Annotated in this window: 18 protein-coding genes, 1 tRNA gene and 1 pseudogene; 7 read left to right on the forward strand and 13 right to left on the reverse strand. The window is 52.8% G+C overall.

Going from position 1 to position 19,738, the window contains the following annotated elements:
- The first annotated feature begins 3 nt into the window (after positions 1 to 3).
- Positions 4 to 708 (forward strand): hypothetical protein, encoded by a 705-nt coding sequence (locus ACJ8HN_RS13330; RefSeq protein ID WP_442523523.1) that lies wholly within the window; start codon positions 4 to 6, stop codon positions 706 to 708.
- A gap of 3 nt (positions 709 to 711) precedes the next feature.
- Here the strand turns inward: ACJ8HN_RS13330 and ACJ8HN_RS13335 are convergent, their stop codons facing one another.
- A complete protein-coding gene (locus ACJ8HN_RS13335) occupies positions 712 to 1,827 on the reverse strand; it encodes a hypothetical protein (protein WP_442523524.1) in 1,116 nt (371 codons plus the stop codon).
- 486 nt (positions 1,828 to 2,313) lie between these two features.
- Between ACJ8HN_RS13335 and ACJ8HN_RS13340 the strand changes: the two genes are divergently transcribed.
- Positions 2,314 to 2,844, forward strand: a complete 531-nt coding sequence (locus ACJ8HN_RS13340) for a hypothetical protein (protein WP_442523525.1) — start codon at positions 2,314 to 2,316, stop codon at positions 2,842 to 2,844.
- A gap of 50 nt (positions 2,845 to 2,894) precedes the next feature.
- On the opposite strand, the gene ACJ8HN_RS13345 is transcribed toward ACJ8HN_RS13340, so the two are convergent.
- Positions 2,895 to 3,113, reverse strand: coding sequence for a TM2 domain-containing protein (locus ACJ8HN_RS13345; RefSeq protein WP_015376761.1), 219 nt, complete (start codon positions 3,111 to 3,113; stop codon positions 2,895 to 2,897).
- Positions 3,114 to 4,237: 1,124 nt separating this feature from the next.
- Here ACJ8HN_RS13345 and ACJ8HN_RS13350 point away from each other — a divergent pair.
- A complete protein-coding gene (locus ACJ8HN_RS13350) occupies positions 4,238 to 6,079 on the forward strand; it encodes a TIGR04141 family sporadically distributed protein (protein ID WP_103829822.1) in 1,842 nt (613 codons plus the stop codon).
- 79 nt (positions 6,080 to 6,158) lie between these two features.
- Here ACJ8HN_RS13350 and ACJ8HN_RS13355 read toward each other — a convergent pair whose 3' ends face one another.
- The 10 genes and pseudogenes from ACJ8HN_RS13355 to gpt all read right to left on the reverse strand — a co-directional run bounded on the left by ACJ8HN_RS13355 (position 6,159) and on the right by gpt (position 14,610).
- Positions 6,159 to 6,620, reverse strand: coding sequence for a hypothetical protein (locus tag ACJ8HN_RS13355; protein ID WP_419678737.1), 462 nt, complete (start codon positions 6,618 to 6,620; stop codon positions 6,159 to 6,161).
- 151 nt (positions 6,621 to 6,771) lie between these two features.
- Positions 6,772 to 6,996 (reverse strand): hypothetical protein, encoded by a 225-nt coding sequence (locus tag ACJ8HN_RS13360; RefSeq protein WP_243403443.1) that lies wholly within the window; start codon positions 6,994 to 6,996, stop codon positions 6,772 to 6,774.
- Between the two features lie 54 nt (positions 6,997 to 7,050).
- A pseudogene (gene tnpA, locus ACJ8HN_RS13365) lies at positions 7,051 to 7,437 on the reverse strand (IS200/IS605 family transposase).
- A gap of 189 nt (positions 7,438 to 7,626) precedes the next feature.
- Complete coding sequence (locus tag ACJ8HN_RS13370) at positions 7,627 to 8,994, reverse strand: serine/threonine-protein kinase (RefSeq protein WP_103829823.1); 1,368 nt, start codon at positions 8,992 to 8,994, stop codon at positions 7,627 to 7,629.
- 566 nt (positions 8,995 to 9,560) lie between these two features.
- Positions 9,561 to 9,636: transfer RNA gene (locus ACJ8HN_RS13375), tRNA-Thr, on the reverse strand.
- Positions 9,637 to 9,817: 181 nt separating this feature from the next.
- Positions 9,818 to 11,071, reverse strand: coding sequence for a glutamate-5-semialdehyde dehydrogenase (gene proA / locus ACJ8HN_RS13380; RefSeq protein ID WP_015376739.1), 1,254 nt, complete (start codon positions 11,069 to 11,071; stop codon positions 9,818 to 9,820).
- Between the two features lie 9 nt (positions 11,072 to 11,080).
- Positions 11,081 to 12,184, reverse strand: coding sequence for a glutamate 5-kinase (gene proB, locus ACJ8HN_RS13385; protein WP_033637217.1), 1,104 nt, complete (start codon positions 12,182 to 12,184; stop codon positions 11,081 to 11,083).
- A 116-nt stretch (positions 12,185 to 12,300) separates the two neighbouring features.
- The gene (crl, locus tag ACJ8HN_RS13390; protein WP_004930258.1) at positions 12,301 to 12,702 is read right to left on the reverse strand and encodes a sigma factor-binding protein Crl; all 402 of its coding nucleotides are present in this window, start codon (positions 12,700 to 12,702) and stop codon (positions 12,301 to 12,303) included.
- Between the two features lie 60 nt (positions 12,703 to 12,762).
- Positions 12,763 to 14,010 (reverse strand): esterase FrsA, encoded by a 1,248-nt coding sequence (gene frsA / locus ACJ8HN_RS13395; RefSeq protein ID WP_033649936.1) that lies wholly within the window; start codon positions 14,008 to 14,010, stop codon positions 12,763 to 12,765.
- Between the two features lie 141 nt (positions 14,011 to 14,151).
- Positions 14,152 to 14,610: a xanthine phosphoribosyltransferase gene (gene gpt, locus ACJ8HN_RS13400; protein ID WP_033637215.1), complete on the reverse strand. Its 459-nt coding sequence runs from the start codon at positions 14,608 to 14,610 to the stop codon at positions 14,152 to 14,154.
- 339 nt (positions 14,611 to 14,949) lie between these two features.
- On the opposite strand from gpt, the gene pepD reads away from it, so the two are divergent.
- Positions 14,950 to 16,410 (forward strand): beta-Ala-His dipeptidase, encoded by a 1,461-nt coding sequence (gene pepD / locus ACJ8HN_RS13405; protein WP_033649935.1) that lies wholly within the window; start codon positions 14,950 to 14,952, stop codon positions 16,408 to 16,410.
- Positions 16,411 to 16,452: 42 nt separating this feature from the next.
- Here the strand turns inward: pepD and dinB are convergent, their stop codons facing one another.
- Positions 16,453 to 17,514, reverse strand: coding sequence for a DNA polymerase IV (dinB, locus tag ACJ8HN_RS13410; protein ID WP_033653334.1), 1,062 nt, complete (start codon positions 17,512 to 17,514; stop codon positions 16,453 to 16,455).
- A 183-nt stretch (positions 17,515 to 17,697) separates the two neighbouring features.
- Between dinB and ACJ8HN_RS13415 the strand changes: the two genes are divergently transcribed.
- The 3 genes from ACJ8HN_RS13415 to ACJ8HN_RS13425 all read left to right on the forward strand — a co-directional run bounded on the left by ACJ8HN_RS13415 (position 17,698) and on the right by ACJ8HN_RS13425 (position 19,719).
- Positions 17,698 to 18,594 carry a glycerophosphodiester phosphodiesterase family protein gene (locus tag ACJ8HN_RS13415; protein ID WP_442523526.1) on the forward strand — a complete coding sequence of 299 codons (897 nt, stop codon included), beginning with the start codon at positions 17,698 to 17,700 and terminating at the stop codon, positions 18,592 to 18,594.
- 388 nt (positions 18,595 to 18,982) lie between these two features.
- Positions 18,983 to 19,501, forward strand: coding sequence for a type VI secretion system amidase effector protein Tae4 (locus tag ACJ8HN_RS13420; RefSeq protein WP_072265219.1), 519 nt, complete (start codon positions 18,983 to 18,985; stop codon positions 19,499 to 19,501).
- A complete protein-coding gene (locus ACJ8HN_RS13425; protein WP_049196489.1) occupies positions 19,498 to 19,719 on the forward strand; it encodes a hypothetical protein in 222 nt (73 codons plus the stop codon). The genes ACJ8HN_RS13420 and ACJ8HN_RS13425 overlap by 4 nt, the downstream gene beginning before the upstream one ends.
- Positions 19,720 to 19,738 lie beyond the last annotated feature (19 nt).

Genomic DNA, 19,738 nt, shown 5'->3' on the forward strand with positions numbered 1-19,738 from the left:
GCCATGCTGTTAGGTTATGGCGCCGGCGTTGCAGGGCTGGTGGCGCTGTTGTTGGCGCTGCTGCTCGCCGGCATCCTGCTCGCCTGGTGGGGCTGGCGCTACGCTTCTGCCCGCTGCGGCCGCCCACACCCGCCGCTTTCCTGGGGCGGCTATCTGCTGGCCTCGGCGCTGGCGATCTACCCGGTGGCGTTCGTGCTGATGCTTATCGACATCGCCATCCAGGATCTCAAGAGCCAGCAGGCGGAAGAACGCTGGAATCGGCGCAGCTACCTGACGCTCGACGAAGCCAAACCGCTCGGAGAAATCACGCTGACGAAAGGCAGCTGGGTAAACCGGCAGGAACCGCGCCTGCCCGGCACCGAAAACAGCCCCATCACGATGGACGGCGTGACCGCCGTGCGTTTTCCTCGGCCGCAGAGCGTGGCCGGCGTGCCGATCATTGCCTTCGAGGTTTTACCGCCGGTAATGGAGCTGGCGAGCGCGCACACCTTCACCCGCCCGAGCGGCCAAAGGGTACGCTGCGAAGCGGGTTGGCTGGTCTCTTTCTCTTTACCACCGGATAAGCCGGCCCCGCAGTGGGAAGAGTGGCAGGCCGGGCTGCCTGCGGCGGCGTTTCGGCCCAGCGACTGGATCTTTAGAGAGTGCTTCCCCGGCAGCCCGATCGCCGTGCTGACCTTGCACAACGGCGAAGTCAGGGTGCTGCCTTAAGCCTTACGCCGTGGCGTTGGGCAAGCGCACGGTCACGCGGTTATTGGCCGTGGGCAGCCGCAGCGGCGCGTCCTGCCAGCTTACTGCGATAACCAATACCGGCGGCGCCGCTACGCGCGGCGCACGCCCGTCGGGCCCCACGCTGTAGGCATCCCATTCAATCACGAATACGCCGCCGTCTTGCGGCTCGACCCGCTCGACAAAAAAGGTGGTGTCCGAACCGCGCCCGCCCGCCGGTTTGTGCGCGTAGGAGAGCAGGCTGAACCACTCGCCGGCGAAGTAGAGATGGTACAGACCGTCGACGATATGTTCGCCGCGGAACTGGCAGCCGCCGACGCTCAAGCCGTCGCCCGTCGGCGCTTCCGCCACGCGTTCGAGATCGCACACCAAGCGATCGGTCGGCCGGTTATCCAGCAACAGCTCATAAGGCGGCGCGTGCAGCAGCGCGGCAGGATCGTCCGCATGGCGCAAATCCGCCGGTAACGTCGAGCGCGCCGCCAGCGCGCGGCCACTGGGCAAGGCGATCTCCAGACGATCCGCCGGATCCGCTACCCACTGCGGCACCCACAGACCGCGCACCTGACGCAGCGGCGTGGCCACCGCCTGCCGACAGCTCGCCCGCAGCCGCGCCAGCGCCTCGGCGGAACCGCCGGCCACTGCTTCCAGCTCGCGATCGGTCAGCGCAGGCAGCGCGTACATCGCCCGGGCGGCAGGTTCGTAGACCGTCAGCCCCTCACCCTCGCGGCTGCGGGTCGGGATCAGGCGCAACCTGCCGCCGTCCACGTCCTGCGGCGCGGCACAGGCGCCATGCACAATCGCTCCGTCGCGCAGCAGCAGCGTCCAAAAACTGGGGCCGCCCATGCCCAGCTCCCCCACGCCGCCAATCTGCCGGTCGCTGTCGCCGGCGTGCGCCATTTCAATCGGCTGCGAACGCCAGTCGGTCTTGCGCCACTCTGCGGCCTCTTCGGGGTTTTGCGCGCTTTTAGCGGCGTACTTCGCCCATTGCAGCACGGCGAACAGCGCGATGCACAACGCGCCGAAAATCGGGTAATCCCGCCAAATCAACAGCCAACCGACGATCAAAAAGGCCCAGGCGGCCATGACGATATCCTTTTTCAAGAGCAAACCGCCTGATTCTAGCGCAAGCGGTTAGCGGGGTTGAAGCCTATGCCATGAATAATTAGCCGTTAAATAGAAAGGCAATAATTTCAGCGTTACTTCTGTGACCATGAAGATCACATAAATAACGTTTCACTGAGTGATTTTAACGTAGAAAAGATAACTCTCTGTATCTCAATACAATATTTAAATCCGTATTAAAAACCGAAGAATTAAAGCGGGAAAAAACCGCAATAATTTGTGCATATTCTAAACATTGACTATGTTTAGACATACTCTTTATATGCAGGTAAACATACTGAAAAACAAAAGAGCAAGGCTCTCAAGATAATTAAACCAACCTCGCGCACCGCGTGGGTGAAACACTATTTACTATAAAAATTCCGAGGATATTTGATCTCCACGGAACGAGTAACTTTGCGTTTTATCAGGCCAATAGGCTACACACCGCAATTAATATCATTATTAGCATTCCGGAGAGCGACAATGAAAATCGTTACAGGCATTATCCTTACCTCTGTGGCCGCCTTCAGCGGCGCGGCTTACGCGGCCGATGCGCAGCCTACCACCGGTAACGCGGAAGTGACGCTGGAACACGTGCACGCCGTGATGGAAAACGGCAGCCCGGCGCCGCAGCACGACGCCGCCTGCAAAAAAGAACTTTCCATGCCGGAATCGAAATATATGGGCATGAAGGTCAAAACCGATTACACCATCAACAGCAGCACCATGATGATGTCGGCCAAATCGATGTTCCCATCGCCAAACGATAAACAGCCGATGGCGCTGACGGTCGATCTCTCCGCGCTGGGCCTGGCGGATGTGTATGCCTTCGGCGCCTTTAAACCGGCCGCGCTGCCGCAGGCCTATATTTATTTCACCATCGACAAGGATTTTAAAAATCCGGTCAGCACCTTTATGGTCATTAACCAAGGTAAGCAATATAACTGCGTGATCTCCAGCTCGAATAAAATGATGAGCGAAGAGATGCGCGGCAAGATGATGAAGAAACAGTAGCGGAATGAAAAACGGCGCTTCACGCAACAGGAAGCGCCGTCAGCAACGCCTTAAATCAGACCAGGATTGTATTTCTGGTTGAATTTCTCTTCCGATTGGAACAGATAAATAATGCCTTCGATAAAGCCGACAATCGCCGGGATCCCCGTCCAGCAGAACAGCAGGTAGAACAGCCCCCACCACTTCATCCCTAAGTAAAACTTGTGAATGCCCAGCCCACCCAGGAAGATGGCCAGCAGAGCCGCCGCGAGCTTGTCTTTTCTGCTCATAGTACACTTCTCCTTACTTCTCACCGAACCACCGGCATGTCCAAATAAAGGATGCCGCTCCAGAGAGCGCCGCATCGCAATGCTTACGGAGAAAAACATTCACTCCTGCAAGGCTCAACGGGGGTAATTATAACAGTAATTAATTAAACGGTTGTTTAACCGGCGAAAGGGTAAGCAGAGGGAGTATGGGAAGTGAGGCTACAGATTGGACTGACCCCCACCCCGGTAGACGATCCTGCTCTATAGTTTGGGCTTACGTCGTGAGCCTTTTTTAAAGCAGAGTAGCTAACATCGCCGATCCAGCAGGGCCCCAGAAAAGAGTTTTATCAAACATATAAGATAAAATAATAGGTTAAGAAGAGATGACAACTCAAAAACCAAGTTCTTGTTGTCTGGAAGTTTCAGCTTAGCCCCCCACAAGTCCCCAACCAATACGACAAAAGCTACCGGAAAAATTTATCGCGCCGAAAGTGAAGGTCCTAGATTTGCCAGCCCCCTCTCAGGCATTGCGCCCAAAGACTTCGGCAATGGCAGGCTTCTCTTTATAAAAAGTCTCCAAAGTTAAGCGGTGCGGTAAAGTTAAAGTTCGCCCAAATTTCTCAGAGAATGCTCGTTCTCCTCTACCCACTTCTCAGGGCAAGGGTAAACTCGGCTTATGGGGCAACTCGGCGAGTTAGCCCATGCAATGACTTAACATGAGCGCTCCAGCATGTTTTTATTGTTCTACCCGTCCGGGATTTAACATCATCAGCAATTTGTCGGTAAGTCGCCATAGACGTCCATCCTCCTCAACTTGTTAAATTATCCGCACGATGCCGCATATCCGACATGTGGCAGTATGCAGAAGTTTAAACCTGCTTAACCAGCCACGCCTAGAGAGCACCAAGACTTGTGCGCCGTGTTTCGATACAACCCATGATGAAAAACGCGGCAGAGAGCCCCCTAGCGCATTTGAATGCCATACTTCACTCTAGCCAAGTGCACCACACTAACTCAATAGGTTAGCGGAGCCTTTAGATGGCGGCATGTTTGACCTATATCACGAATAACATGAGTTAGAATTTAAACTGTCCTCAAATACAAGTAACTTCATAACTGCTTACCTCTCAAAGGGCTCAAATGATATGAAAACAAGGTCTTTTTCTATTTTTTTGCTTAAAGCAGGCTACAACGCACAGAACTCCCTTAAGCCAGATCATCAACTTCTCGATGACTTTCAGGCTCAAAATCTCCCACAGGGTGCAAGTTTATTTATTTCTAACAGATTTAAAACAACTCCTTGGTGGGTGAATTACTTCTCTATTAACGGAGAGTTAGAACAAGAAAGTAAGGGAGCTTTAATTTTTCTTCCAGTAAGAGATCGATGTTTCGCTCTAACTTTTGGCCACATTTATCACAATCTACTCGATGTTTCCTATGAGTATGATTTTGGTCTTAAAGTAACATTAAACAGCCTTGAACCTAAAGAGTTAAAAAGCGCCGACATAGTAGATCCCGGAGCTTCAAGAAGGAAAAGAATGCAAGTCCCGGTTATGTCTGACTTAACTTATTTAGATTTTGATAGTAATAGCGAGATTTTAAAAAGCCTGACAGGAAAAGTTAAACCACAATATATCGACCTATTTAAAAATGCGACTGGATCCACAAGCTTAAAAGTAGGGTTGAAAATTGAAGCTGATGAGCTAATAGTATTGTGCGAGCAACTTTTAGATCTATACTCCAGTGATGAATATTTGCAGTCTTTCCCTAATATACAAAAAATAGTACCAGAGAAAGACCCTCTAAAAATTGAGCGACTAGATGATTCTCTTTTAGATGCGTTTATTAATAAAAACCCTGATTTATCTTTATCAATCCCGGAGATCGTAGATTACAGCGATAACATTTACTGCACCTTTAAAGGAAAAAAAGGGATATCCCCTATATATACAGATATTAGCCTTGATGAGTTTTATGACTACCTAGGAGAAATTGATTTAAACACGTTCGATATAGAAAAAGTTAAAAACTTCTCGCTTAATCTCTGCAATGAAGAAGGCGTTATAACCAAGGCGTATAATATCTACAGAAGCTTTATCTATGATATTCACTTTGAAAATGAGGATATTGTTTATCATCTCTGCGAAGGTGAATGGTATAAGGTTGATCAAGATTACTTACAGAGTTTAAAGGATTATATAGATGCAAAGTGCGAAGAAACTCTACTTCCGCCATATAATCATGACAACATTAATGATAACATAAGAAATTATAGTGAAGAGAATTATAACAAGGGTGTTGAAAACATCTCACTAAACCATATCTGTTTAGATCAGAAAGATATAAGCCCTGATGGACACACACAAATAGAACCGTGTGATATAATTAGTTATCATGATAATATGTGCATCTTTCACCATATAAAGATATCATCCAGATCATCTCAACTAAGTCATCTTTTCAATCAAGGGGTCAATTCAATAGAATTGTTGATTTTGGAAATAAGGAGCAAAGAAAAACTCAAAGAACTAATCGAAGAAAATATTAAAAATAAAGATCTGGATAGTTTTATCCGAGTGATAGATAATGGCAATTATAAAGTTGAGTTTGGTATAATTACAAAAAAACCTGCGAGATTGAAGTCTGATAACCTCCCTCTATTTTCAAAAATAAGTTTAATGCGAAGCTTAAGAACTCTTGCTCTTTATCGCACGGAAGGTGCGGTAAGTTTTATAGAGGACATTAGTCCTTCTAAAGAAAGTTATAGTAAATATCCACGTATTACAGTTGTTGTTTCTCTTGGTGAAAATGGTAAAAATGAAGTCCTTGTTGATCACAATCAACCTTTTCCTCAGGGAAAAAAAGTCGCGAGATGCTCTCAGGAAATTACTAATAGCCCTGTCGGTTCAAGATATATAATTCATGTCAAAGCTAGTGACAACGGGGATCTCAGCACAAGCCATGCCTGGGAAAGCGAACGTCTATAAATAAATTTATATAAAATACCTACCATAGCCCCGTAATTTATTCGGGGCTTTTTTAATATTTAAAATTAATAACTAAGAATTACTTTTCTCTACATTGCTTATTAAAGCGTTTTATTCTGAGAGCATCAGTTACCGCATCAACACCATCTTCGCAAACAAATGGTGCGACTTCCGGTAGCCCCAACGTAACGCTCTTAAGCACAGCAAAGAGGACTGCTGGGGGGTGATCTTTGCTATACCGGTTCTCTGTCTCGCCAGATCTGCGGATATGCCCAACAAACTGAGCGCGCGTCTCGCTGTCGATTCCTGCTTGTTTGAGTTTTGTAGAAAACGTGTGACGGAATGAATGGAAAGATTTCTTGCTGCCCTTTTTAAATCCTAACTGTACTTTCAGCAACAAACGGTTAAACCAGTTCGAAGCCTTATCGCCGTATCCTTTTACAGAGTAGTAAGGAAGCTCTGAAAATAAACGTTCATAGCCTGATTTCTTCAATGCTTCGCAATAGCGAACTAATCCAAGTTTAATCAATGTTGGATGCAACGGTATTCACCTTCGCGAATGAATAGTTTTTAGCGACTGATCGGCACGCCGTTGCTGATTTCGAAGAAATAAAAGCTGGCAGAATCCTGCTTAATATCATCAAGATAAAGCTGACATAATTCATTTATCTTCACGCTAGTAAAAAAATCAATCATTGGTAGCCAGTAATGAAATGAACGATAATGATGAAAGTGCCGCTGACTGTTTTATCAACAGTCTCTCGTTTATGCCAAAGCATGCCAAAAATGGCGTTTAAACCCTCATCATTAAAATCTGATTTGAAATCCTGATCCATCTTTTCATTTTCTATAGGTGCAAGGTATTGATTCTCTGGGAATTTAGTAAAAGACCACCTCCTGAGGAGGTAGCTTTGCACGACGCCCCCTAAAAGGGGGCCATTTTCGAGTTAATCCTGCAACAACTCCATCTGCTATTCGATCTCTTGGTCCTTCTTATCCTGATGCCTCACGTATCGCCTGATAATTTCTTCGTTTACTCCTACCGTATCAACAAAGTTTCCCCTTGCCCAAAAATGATTGCCCCACAACTTCTCTCGTGTATGTGGGAAACGATTGTAAAGCCGGATTGCACTGTGTCCTTTCAGGATGCCCATCAACGTCGAAATCGATAGCTTCGGGGGGACTATCACGACCAGATGCACATGATCTGGCTGAATATTTAGCTCAAGAACTTCACAGTCCTTCATGTTGCAGAGGATATAAATTGTTCGGTAGAGCTCTTTGCCCACCTTGTCGCGGATGATTTTAAATCAATACTTCGGCGTCCAAACCAGGTGGTATTTGCAACGCCAGAACACATATGATTAACTCTTGTATAAACCCATGTTGGTGATTTCCTTCTTACTTGTGGTGAGTAGGCTGGAATATTCCGGCATGGGTTTCCTTCAGGCTAGAGCCTCACAGGTTCAATCACCACCTCCTTAGCAGGTGGTTTAAGGTTTACAATAAAAATAACGCTCACATTCAATGAGCGTTATTTTTATAATTTAAAGAGCAACTCCGTTTAGAGGGTTAATATTTTTCTTTATCGCATATATAACTGTTGATATACTTTTATTTTTGCATTCGGAAGGTTCAATATCAGATATAAATGTATCATTTCTTGATTGCAAGATACTCGCAATAACACTACCTAATGCCTCATCAACAACAGATCTGATCATTTCTTTACACGTATCCATTGCTGCGAACCTATTCATATAAGTCGCAGAATCAATTGCAATATCTAAAGCCTTACCTTTATGAATATTACTTACAATGGCAGAGTCAAATAAAACTTTCATATTCGATGAAATAACTTCTGCGAATTCAAATGAATAATTATAACCATCCACCATACTTTGATACACTCGCAGGAAATCATGCATATAAAAATTAAAGTCATGAATAGAAAGTACTTTCATAAAGTTAGATCTAATCGAGCTACAAATTTTATTTTGATCAGCACCATCTATTGAAGGTAAAATAACTAAAAAATCAGATATCTGTTTTGGATCAAATTTATTTTCAGATGTTAGCCTGCCGATAATAGCATCATACATTTGAAATGCTTCTGCCGTTTTTCCACCTCTGCTTAGAACAACGTCATAAGCCAAGGTCAATGCTTGTTTAAGTTCAGCTAAGCTTTGAAAGCGCCTCTGAGGATCCATTTCACAGCAACGATTAATAACATAAAACAATGACGGATGAACTACATTATCTATTAGATAGCCAGGATCGCGACCGGTTAACAAATTATAAAAACTTTTCCCTAACATAAATATATCCGCAGGAATCGTCGCATGTTTGAATCCTTCATCGGAGAATTCAGGCGGAAGATAACCCCTAGTACCCCAAAACATACCTGAACTCGTAAACCTTGATATCGACTCAGGTTCCATTCCAAGCCCAAAGTCGGACACTATAACCTGCCCTTGATGATCAACCAAAAAATTTTGAGGTTTAATATCCCGATGAAGAATGCTCTTATTATGTAATTCGGAGATAGCATCTATCATTGAGTTAAAAACAAACTCCTGTATCCCATAATTTGATTTAATACTTTCCGAAAACCTCGTTAAATCCCCTCTCTCATAATAAGGCATAACAAAATAAGGTGGAACCGAATCCATGTTCCCATATAATACCTGAATGACACGCCCATTATTAGAAAAAGAAGATAATAATCGCACCTCCCTCTTAAATCTTTTTATATACTCTTCATCATCAACCTTACAATATTTTAATACAATAGGAGAATTAATAATATTCATGGTATCATTAACATGCAGAATACCTCCCATGCCGCCACTATCACTACAAATCCCTGTAACAAAAAATCGGTTATCAATCAAGTCACCACCGTTATATTGCATCCTCCCCCCTTAGCCTGAAACGTCTTTGAAGTTTGATATCATATGTATTAACAATCGAAAAAATCCATTTGTACCTAAAAGAATAATCAGGAGCATATTACAAAAAATTTTAAGCATTAAATAGAAAAATAAAATTAGATTAGCATGCTAATTATTCATTCTCTCCATCGAGTTATCCGTCCATAATTAAAACTATTTTCTACACTACGAATCATACTTACAAAGGTTACAGCCACCAACAATACCATAGTACTACGTTTATGATTAGCGCAACCTTTACGCTTTCATTAAGATGCCAAAATTGACCCGAACTTTATGGTGCGGACTTGAGGCGTCCAATGCAATTAACCAGGCGACCCTTTTCATGTAAACGCCAAAACTATCGGTAATGAAATTCTGATTATATGCTCACTTTGTGCAACAACCACACTTCTGCCAGAAGTCAAACTACAAGTGAAGGTCATAGCAAGAGGCTAGATTGTGATAAACAAGTACGCCGGTAAGTACGCGAGAAAGGGCTTAGTGACATTTTATGGAAAGACGAACTTATAACTACTTGATTTAATTGGTGCCGATAATAGGAGTCGAACCTACGACCTTCGCATTACGAATGCGCTGCTCTACCAACTGAGCTATATCGGCATCGCGCCGGGCCTGCGGGGCAAGCCGGAAGTGCGTTGAACAAGGTAGACCTGCGCGCGAAATGAGTCAATAGCCGCTGGGGCGTTTGGTTGTTTTGCAAGCAGTGATACTGCCGTGCCCCCCAAAAACACTCAGGGCGCAGCACGCTGCGCCCTGACGTCTTTATGACCGCAATCCGGCCTTAGCTGCGCACCAGATCGTCGCCGTAGCCAATCCACTTGTAGGTGGTCAGCGCGTCCAGGCCCATCGGGCCGCGGGCGTGCAGTTTCTGGGTACTCACCGCCACTTCCGCGCCCAGGCCGAACTGGCCGCCGTCGGTGAAGCGGGTGCTGGCATTGACGTACACCGCCGAAGAGTCCACCGCGCGCACGAAGTGCTCGGCGCTGCTCAGCGAGCGGGTGAGGATCGCGTCGGAATGGTTGGTGCCGTGGGTGCGGATGTGGTCGATGGCCTGATCGATATCGTCCACCAGCAACACGTTCAGATCCAGCGACAGCCATTCGTCGTCGTAATCCTCCGCGTTCACCGGCACCACCGTCGCCGGGCCGCCCTGCAGCAGCGGCAGCGCGTTTTCCGCCGCGTGCAGCGTCACGCCCGCCGCCGCCATTTTGGCGCTCAGCGCCGGCAGGAACTCGGCGGCGATGCTGCGGTTCACCAGCAGCGTTTCCAGCGAGTTACAGGCGCTCGGGCGCTGGATCTTGGCGTTTTCAATCACCGTCAGCGCCTTGTCGAAATCGACATCGGCATCCACGTAGGTGTGGCACACGCCGATGCCGCCGGTGATCACCGGGATGGTCGATTGCTCGCGGCACAGCTTGTGCAGGCCGGCGCCGCCGCGCGGGATCAGCATGTCGACATAGCGATCCAGGCGCAGCAGCTCGTTCACCAGCGCGCGATCCGGGCTGTCGATCGCCTGTACCGCCGCCGCCGGCAGGCCGCACTGTTCCAGCGCCTGCTGGATCACTTTCACCGTTGCCTGGTTGGTGTTATGCGTCTCTTTACCGCCGCGCAGGATCACCGCGTTGCCGGTTTTCAGGCACAGGCTGGCGACGTCGATGGTGACGTTCGGCCGCGCCTCGTAAATCACGCCGATCACGCCGAGCGGCACCCGGCGGCGCTCCAGCTTCAGCCCGCTGTCCAGCAGGTTGCCGTCCAGCACGTGGCCGACCGGATCGTTCAGGCGGCACACCTGGCGCACGTCGTTGGCGATCGCCGCCAGCCGCGCCGGGGTCAGCAGCAGGCGATCGAGCAGCGCTTCGCTCATGCCGGTGGCGCGCGCCTGCGCCATATCTTGTTCGTTCGCCAGCAGGATCGCTTCGCTGTTGGCCTCCAGCCTGTCGGCCATCACCGACAGCACCTGATTCTTCTTCGCCGTGCTCAGCACCGCCAGCTGCCAGGAGGCCTGCTTGGCGGCCTTCCCCATCTGCTCCAGCATGCTCACTCCTTAACTGACAATCATATCGTCGCGGTGCACTGCCACCGGACCGTATTCATAACCGAGGATTTCGCTGATTTCCTGCGAGTGGTGCCCGGCGATCATGCGCATCGCGTCGCTGTTGTAGCGGCTGACGCCGTGCGCCAGATCGCGCCCCGCCAGGTTGCGGATGCGGATCACTTCGCCGCGCGAGAAGTCGCCCTTCACATCGCGAATGCCCTTCGGCAGCAGCGAACTGCCGCGTGCCATCATCGCTTCCACCGCGCCATCGTCGACGGTGATCTCGCCGGCCGGCGGCGCGCCAAAGATCCAGCGTTTGCGGTTTTCCAGCGGGGTTTCCAGCGCGTGGAAACGGGTGCCCACCGGTTTGCCTTCGATCACGTCCGCCACCACGCCCGGTTTACTGCCCGCGGCGATCACCACGTCGATGCCGGCGCGGCAGGCCACGTCGGCCGCCTGCAGCTTGGTTCCCATGCCGCCTGTGCCCAGGCCGGAGACGCTGTCGCCGGCGATGGCGCGCAGCGCGTCATCGATGCCGTGCACTTCACGGATCAGTTCGGCCTGCGGGTTGTTGCGCGGATCGGCGGTGTAGAGGCCCTGCTGATCGGTCAGCAGCAGCAGTTTGTCGGCCCCGGCCAGAATGGCCGCCAGCGCCGACAGGTTATCGTTGTCGCCCACCTTGATTTCGGCGGTGGCGACGGCGTCGTTCTCATTGATTACCGGCACGATGCGGTTGTCCAGCAGCGCCGTCATGGTATCGCGCGCGTTGAGGAAGCGCTCGCGGTCTTCCAGATCGGCGCGCGTCAGCAGCATCTGCCCGACGTGGATGCCGTAAATGGAAAACAGCTGTTCCCATAGCTGGATCAGGCGGCTCTGCCCCACCGCCGCCAGCAGCTGCTTGGAAGCGATAGTGGCGGGCAGCTCGGGGTAGCCCAGGTGTTCGCGCCCGGCGGCGATGGCGCCGGAGGTGACGATGACGATGCGGTGGCCCGCGGCGTGTTGCTGCGCGCACTGGCGCACCAATTCGACGATGTGGGCGCGGTTCAGACGCAGCGATCCGCCGGTCAACACGCTGGTGCCCAATTTCACAACCAATGTCTGGCTGCCGTTCATAGTATTTCTGCCGTGTGTAATGATGAGAAGAAGAGTGCAAAGGTCTTTGTAACAGGAGAGACGCGTTATGCCAACAGGCACAACGCGAAATCAGCACAATACGTGGTCAAACGGGGTCAGGCGGAGAGTTTGATCAGTTTTTCTTTGAAATCGTCGGCGGGTTCCAGCCCCAGTTCCATGGTCGCCAGCAGCTCGCCCAGGCGGCGATGGAAGTCGCGCAGGGTGTCTTCCAGCTTGGCGTTCACTTCATCATCCTTAATGTTTTGCGCCGTCCAGTCGCCTTCTTTGTCGAACAGGCCGAATTGGTACGAATAGGTGAAGCGCGCCTCTTCCGCCTGCAGCTCCATCCACCAGCCCCAGAACTCGCGCTTCTCCGGAGCGGGCTTTACATTGACGCAGACGGCCAAACAATCAAAGAAAAAACGGTCGTTTTCACATTGCCCTTCACGCAGGTACGGCCCCAAGCTGGCAAAACGTTTCATTAGTCGGCTTTTAGGGTGACCACTCGGTAACGTCATTCTCTAACCTCCTCAATGTAGACCACTCTTTTTAACAAACTGTTAAAATTTAGCAACTAATTAACGCATTTTGTCCTTCAGCCAGCCGGACATTTGCAGCAGCGCCCGGTGGAAACTGTCGTAAACCGGGGTGCGCGGGATGGCGACCAGCTTGCCGCTCACCGAGGAGGTGACGATCAGCTGCGACTCCTCTTTCGGGCTGAGCGTATCGCGCTCCCAGTAGCCGGAGATCATCGGCGTCGGGCAGCGGCGCCCCAGCAGCCCCTGCATTTTCAGCGAGTAGCTGTTCAGCTCCACCTTCAGCACGTTGTCCGAGGCGTTGGCCATGCCCATGCGGCTGGCCAGCACGTCCATATACATGTCCGGTACGTTCAGTTGGGTGCTGCTGTCGCACAGCAGGCGATGCACTACCGGCCCCAGGCAGGCTACGCCGCGCAGCCGCTGCGGCTCCAGGTAGGCCAGCCGCACCGCCACGTTGGCGCCGAAGCGGAAGCCGAAGGCGCTCACCCGCTGATGATCCACCCACGGCACCGAGGCCAGCTGGATCAGCACCTGCTGGTGCAGGTAGCTGGAATCCTGCGTCAGCTTCCATTTGCAGGAGGAGCCGATCGACGGCATGTCGAGCGTCAGCATGGCGATGCCGTGCGGCGCCAGGTAGTCGCGGAACAGGCGATGATAGTCGGTCTGCAGCGTATCGAGGCTGCCGCACATCAGCACCGTCGGGAACGGCGCTTCGCCCTTCTCCGGCATGTGCAGGAAGCCGGTGACGCTGGCGCCGCCTTCGATGCGGAACTCCAGCTCTTTCAACTGATACGGCAGCAGCAGCGCCGCCTCTTCGTACGCGCGGTTGGCGAGCATCTCCGCCTGTTCGGCCAGCTCGTCGCCCTTCAGGTGCGGGTAACCGGCGATACTGTACAGGCTCGCGGCCTTCAGCCAGTATTGGCCGCCGAGCAGCGGATCCTGCTGCTCCGTCGCCCGCTGCTGCCACTGCATGCCCTGATGGATCCACTCGTAGATCCAGTTGCCGTTGCGGTAGCCCACCACGGTATCCAGCCGCTGCGGATTGCTGCGTTCGGCGTCCGAGGCGGCGATGCGCGCCAGCACTTCGTGGATTTCGATCGGGCTGACGCCACGCCAGGCCCACAGCAGCGGATTCAGCATGCGGTACCAGCTGCCGGTAGTGTCACCTTCCAATGCGGAATGCATGGCGGCGCTCACATTGTTGCGCGCGCGCAGCACCAGCGTCGAGGTTTCAGGGTGTTTGAATTTGGGCTTGAAAAGAATTTCAGAAAGGTTGGCCTGTGCCATGGTAACAACAGCCTCCGTAAATCTGGCGATAGGCCGCAAAAGGCCTACTTAACTGGAGGTAGTGTACCTAACTCTGGCGGGAGAAACCAAAATAACGCAAACGCCCGGCATAACCGGGCGTTTGCTTGGAACTGGCTGGGCTTAGCGGCCGCCGATCGGTGGAACGAAGCTGACGCCCATATCCCACGGCTGTTCGATCCAGGTGTCCTGCGGGATGTCGACCACGTAGTCGTCCACCAGCGGACGGCCCGCCGGTTTGGCGAAGATGGTGACGAAATGCGCTTTCGGGTACATATCGCGGATCGCTTTCGCAGTGCCGCCGGTATCCACCAAATCATCCACCACGATGAAGCCTTCACCGTCGCCTTCGGCGCGCTTGAGCACTTTCATTTCGCGTTGGTTGTCATGGTCGTAGCTGGAAATGCAGACGGTATCCACATGGCGGATGCCCAGTTCGCGCGCCAGCAGAGCCGCCGGCACCAGGCCGCCGCGGCTTACGGCAATGATGCCCGTCCATTTGTCGGCAGGCAGCAGGCGGTGCGCCAGCTTGCGTGCGTGCATTTGCAGCATATCCCAGGTAACAACGTATTTTTCGCTCATAGAATCGTGTCCCAGCCGGCTGGTGAAGCGGCTTACTTTATAGTTCAGGGGAAAAAAGGTTGCGCGAGATTATAGAGACTGACCGCGTTGAATTCCAGTTGTACCGAGGAAAACCTCGCGATTTCCGCCGTGCGGCTTTTCGGTGATTGATGCTGAAAAAGCGAACGTTCCCGCAGCGAAGCCGTGTGATCAAGCGCTTAAACCGCACAATACGGTGCGCGCACCGCCGGAAATAAAGTGATATTCTCTGGTGATCGTGCCACGACGCACAGATACCCGCTCACCTTAACCGCGCGGCACGCCCGTCCTGTCGGAGCCTGCCGTCACAGGAGACTTATAGTGTCTGAATTGTCTCAGCTTTCGCCACAGCCGCTGTGGGATATTTTCGCCAAGATCTGTTCTATCCCCCACCCTTCTTATCATGAAGAAGCGCTGGCGCAGCACATCCTCACCTGGGCCAAAGAAAAGAACCTGCACGCCGAGCGCGATCGGGTCGGCAATATCCTGCTGCGCAAGCCGGCCACCAAAGGCATGGAAAATCGCAAGCCGGTCGCGCTGCAGGCGCACCTGGACATGGTGCCGCAAAAGAATAACGACACCGTGCACGACTTTGCCAAGGATCCGATCCAGCCTTATATCGCCGGCGAGTGGGTGAAAGCGCGCGGCACCACGCTGGGCGCCGACAATGGCATCGGCATGGCCTCCGCCCTGGCGGTGCTGGCCGACGACAGCGTTGAGCACGGCCCGCTGGAAGTGCTGCTGACCATGACCGAAGAGGCCGGCATGGACGGCGCCTTCGGGCTGCAGCCGAACTGGCTGCAGGCGGATATCCTGATCAATACCGACTCCGAAGAAGAAGGCGAAATCTACATGGGTTGCGCCGGCGGTATCGACTTCATCACTACCCTGCCGCTGCAGCGCGAAGCGGTGCCGGCCGGTTATCAAACCCTGAAGCTGACCCTCAAGGGCCTGAAAGGCGGCCACTCCGGCGCCGAGATCCACGTCGGTCTGGGCAACGCCAACAAGCTGCTGGCGCGCTTCCTGTTCGCCCATGCGGCGGCGCTGAACCTGCGCGTGCTGGATCTGAACGGCGGCACCCTGCGCAACGCCATCCCGCGTGAAGCCTCTGCGGTGGTTGCGGTGCCGGCGGACAAGGCCGACGCGCTGAAAGCGCTGAGCCAGGAGTTCCTGGCCGTGCTGCAGAACGAACTCTCCGCCAAAGAGAAGAACATCACCGTGCTGCTGGAGCCGACCACCAGCGCTTCGCAGGCGCTGAGCGCCGACAGCCAGCAGCGCTTCCTGGCGCTGCTGAACGGTACGCCGAACGGCGTGATCCGCATGAGCGACGCGGTAAAAGGCGTGGTGGAAACCTCGCTGAACGTCGGTGTGGTCACCACCAGCGAAAACGAAGCGGAAATCATCTGCCTGATCCGCTCGCTGATCGACAGCGGCAAAGACTACGTGGTCGAGATGCTGACCGCGCTGGGCCAGCTGGCCGGCGCCAAGGTGGCGCCGAAGGGCGGCTACCCGGGCTGGCAGCCGGACGCCGACTCGCCGGTGATGCACCTGGTGCGCGAGCTGTATCAGGAGCTGTTCGACAAGACGCCGAACATCATGGTGATCCACGCCGGTCTGGAATGCGGTCTGTTCAAAAAGCCGTATCCAAACATGGACATGGTATCGATCGGGCCAACCATCACCGGCCCGCACTCGCCGGATGAGCAGGTGCATATCGAAAGCGTCGGTTTGTACTGGAAGCTGCTGACCTCGCTGCTGAAAGCGATCCCTGAGCGCGCATAAGCCGCGCGCTTAACGCAAAAAGCTGGCGACTTGCCGGCTTTTTTATTCCCAAGGCAGCGCCAGCTGCCGCTCCAACTGCGGATCGAGCAGCGTCACGTGCAGCCCCACCAGCCGCACGCCGCGCCCTTCGCGCCGCTCGCGCCACGCCTGCCGCGCCACCTCCAGCAAATCCTGCCGGTTCAGCACCGGGAACACGTGCTCCTGGGTGGTTTGCTGAAAATCCTGAAACTTCAGCTTCACGCCCTGCCGGGCGATGTGCAGATCCGGCTTCACCTTGCGCAGCCGCATCTCCAGCTCGGGATAGAGTTTGTCGATAATCAGCGTTTCGCAATCTTCCCAGTCGTGAATGTCTTCCGCCAGCGTGCGCTCCACCCCCACCGATTTGCGCAGCCGCTCAGGAGAGATTTCGCGCCGATCGATGCCCTGACACCGCTCCCACAGCACCCGGCCGAACTTGCCGAAGCGCTTGAGCAGCTGCGCCAAATCGTATTGCTGCACGTCGGCGCAGGTGATAAGCCCCACCTCTTCCAGGCGCTTGGCGGTCACCTTGCCGACGCCGGGGATCTTGCTGAGCGGCAGCTGTTGCAAAAACGCCGGCACCTGCGCCGGCGTGATCACGTACTGCCCGTTCGGCTTGTTCATCTCGGAGGCGATTTTGGCGAGAAACTTGATAGGCGCGACGCCGGCCGACGCGGTGAGGTTCAGCTCGTCGGCGATCGCCTGGCGGATCTCCTGGGCGATCAGCGTCGCCGAACCGTTGCATTGCGGGCTGTCGGTCACGTCGAGGTAGGCTTCATCGAGCGACAGCGGCTCGATCAGCGGGGTATAGCGGGCGAAGATTTCACGGATATGCAGCGAGGCCTCTTTGTAAGCCGCTATGCGCCCCGGCAGCAGGGTGAGGTGCGGGCACAGCTTGAGCGCCATCGCCGTGGACATGGCGCTGTGCACGCCGTAGCGCCGCGCCGGGTAGTTGGCGGTGCTGATCACCCCGCGCCGATCGGCGCTGCCGCCAATCGCCAGCGGGATATCGCGCAGGCTGGGATCGTCGCGCATTTCCACCGCCGCGAAGAAACAGTCCATATCGACATGAATGATTTTACGCATCGCACCCTCCAGTAACACTGTATAAGTATACAGTCAGATACCGAAAGCTCAAGGCCGCAGGGTTCGACGAAAGCGCCGTTTCCGCCAGATATTTCCGCGTTGTTAAAAAAGCTTAATTTTTCAATAGTATGATTTCCGCCATCCCGTGCGGCTCACCACAACGACAACGAAAAGGTACCCTACATGATCAGATTTTCTCATTTGCTGCTGGCTTCCGCGCTGTCGCTGAGCGCGCTGGCGGCCAGCGCCTCCGCCGGTCACGCACCGGCGATCGTCGCCCACCGCGGCGGCACCGCCGATGCGCCGGAAAACACCCGCATCGCCATCGAAACCGCGTTGAAAAACGGCGCCGACGCCATCTGGATCACCCTGCAAGAATCCAAAGACGGCGTCATCGTGCTGTATCGCCCTTCGGATCTGAAAACGTTGACCAACCGACAGGGCCCGGTCTCTGCCTATACCGCCGCGCAGCTGGCCGAGATCGACGCCGGCTGGGCTTTCGCCAAGGGGGATGCGCACCCGTTCCGCGGCCAGGGCATCGGCATTCCGCGGCTGGATGAGGTGTTGAAGGCCTTCCCGCGCGTGACTTTCTATCTGGACATCAAATCCCCGGACGCCGATCCGGCGCAGTTTGGCCAGGCACTGCTGGCGACGCTGGAAAGCACCGACAGCCTGAACCGCATCCGCGTCTACTCCACCGACGCCAAATACCTGCAGGCGCTGCCGCCGGCCATCCCGCGCTTCGAAAGCCGCGACGAGACCCGCACGCTGCTGGCCAACGTCACCATGGCGCACCAGTGCGATGTCAAACCGGACAACCGCCAGCCGCGCTGGTACGGGCTGGAGCTGAAGCGCGAGGTGGAAGTGGTGGAGAAATATACCCTCGGCGAAGGACGTTCGAAGGCATTTCTCACCTGGGATAAAGAGTCGATGGACTGTTTCCGCTCGCAGGGCCCGGCGCACATCATCCTGTTCGGCGTCAACTCGCCGCAGGAATATCAGCAGGCGCTGGCGCTGGGCGCCGACGGCGTGATGGTCAACTCACCGGCCGAGGCGAAAAGCTTCCGCAAGGCGAAATAACAATAGAACACCGGAGAAAATCTGAGGAAATAAGGATACTCACGCTCCCCAATGAAGGGAATTTCTCCGGGATTTCACGATCAATCAATATTAATATTTTATTTATTATCAATTAAATATATTAAAAATAAAACGTATAGCCACATAATATTCGGTGCATAAATATCCTCTTCTCATAATGCGATCAACGTCTATTTTTCGAACAAAACATCACCATTAGTGACGACAATACTCTAGGATCTGGCCATCTTTGGAAACACGCCAACAATCAGTCTTTCTTAGACTTTTCTAAATAGCACCTCCAGTCATCTAAATAGCTCTACGGGTATCAACATATGCTATGGCATCGGAGGGCTAGAGAATAATGGAATGATTTAAAAGGAATTATATGTCGATAACTTTTAACAAACTTTGGGAAAAACATCCTCAAATCAATGGGGATGAGTATCCATGCCGCACTGTCCATGGTGATAAAGCCTTTGATGATCAGTGTGCTATACGCATCGGTGCAGCTTTGGTTCATTGTGGGTATGATGTCAGTAAATTGTCAGGCGTGAACTTTTGTTGGTTACACAAGAAAAGTGAGGGCCATATTTTGCGTGCTGAAGAACTGGCAAATGCCTTAGCACGAACACCGATACCGGGGCTAGGACGCATGGTAAAAGTCACACCCAACCAGTTTGAACGGGTGCTGAAAGGCAAAACCGGCATTATCTTTTTTAAAGATTACTGGCAGCGAGGGAATGAAAATTTTCGCAATCGCTCGGGAGATCATATAGATCTGTGGAACGGTTCTCGTTTAACCACACTATCGAGCTATTTTCGTATTCAATGGGGGCTTTCTTGGGATGGGCGTTTTAGCGATTTCTTTAAATCAAAAGAAGTCTGGTTCTGGCAGGTGATATGAAACGGATAGCAGCAATTATTGCCGGTGCGATAATAGGTATCGGCCTTATGCTCCTGGCTTTTCCCTTTCTCTCAGACTGGATTATTGGCCACGTTGAGGGCGAGGATCAGATGTCGGCTAACTTCGAGTTGCTGGCGATTGGCCTAGTGTTGTGCTGTTTCGTGGGTGGTATACTCGGCAACCTGGCCTATTCAAAATCAAATACCTCCCCCAAATAAAAAACCCGGCCAAGGCCGG

Origin of the sequence: Serratia sp. CY29653 (assembly GCF_052169255.1) — a bacterium.
Lineage (GTDB): Bacteria > Pseudomonadota > Gammaproteobacteria > Enterobacterales > Enterobacteriaceae > Serratia > Serratia sarumanii.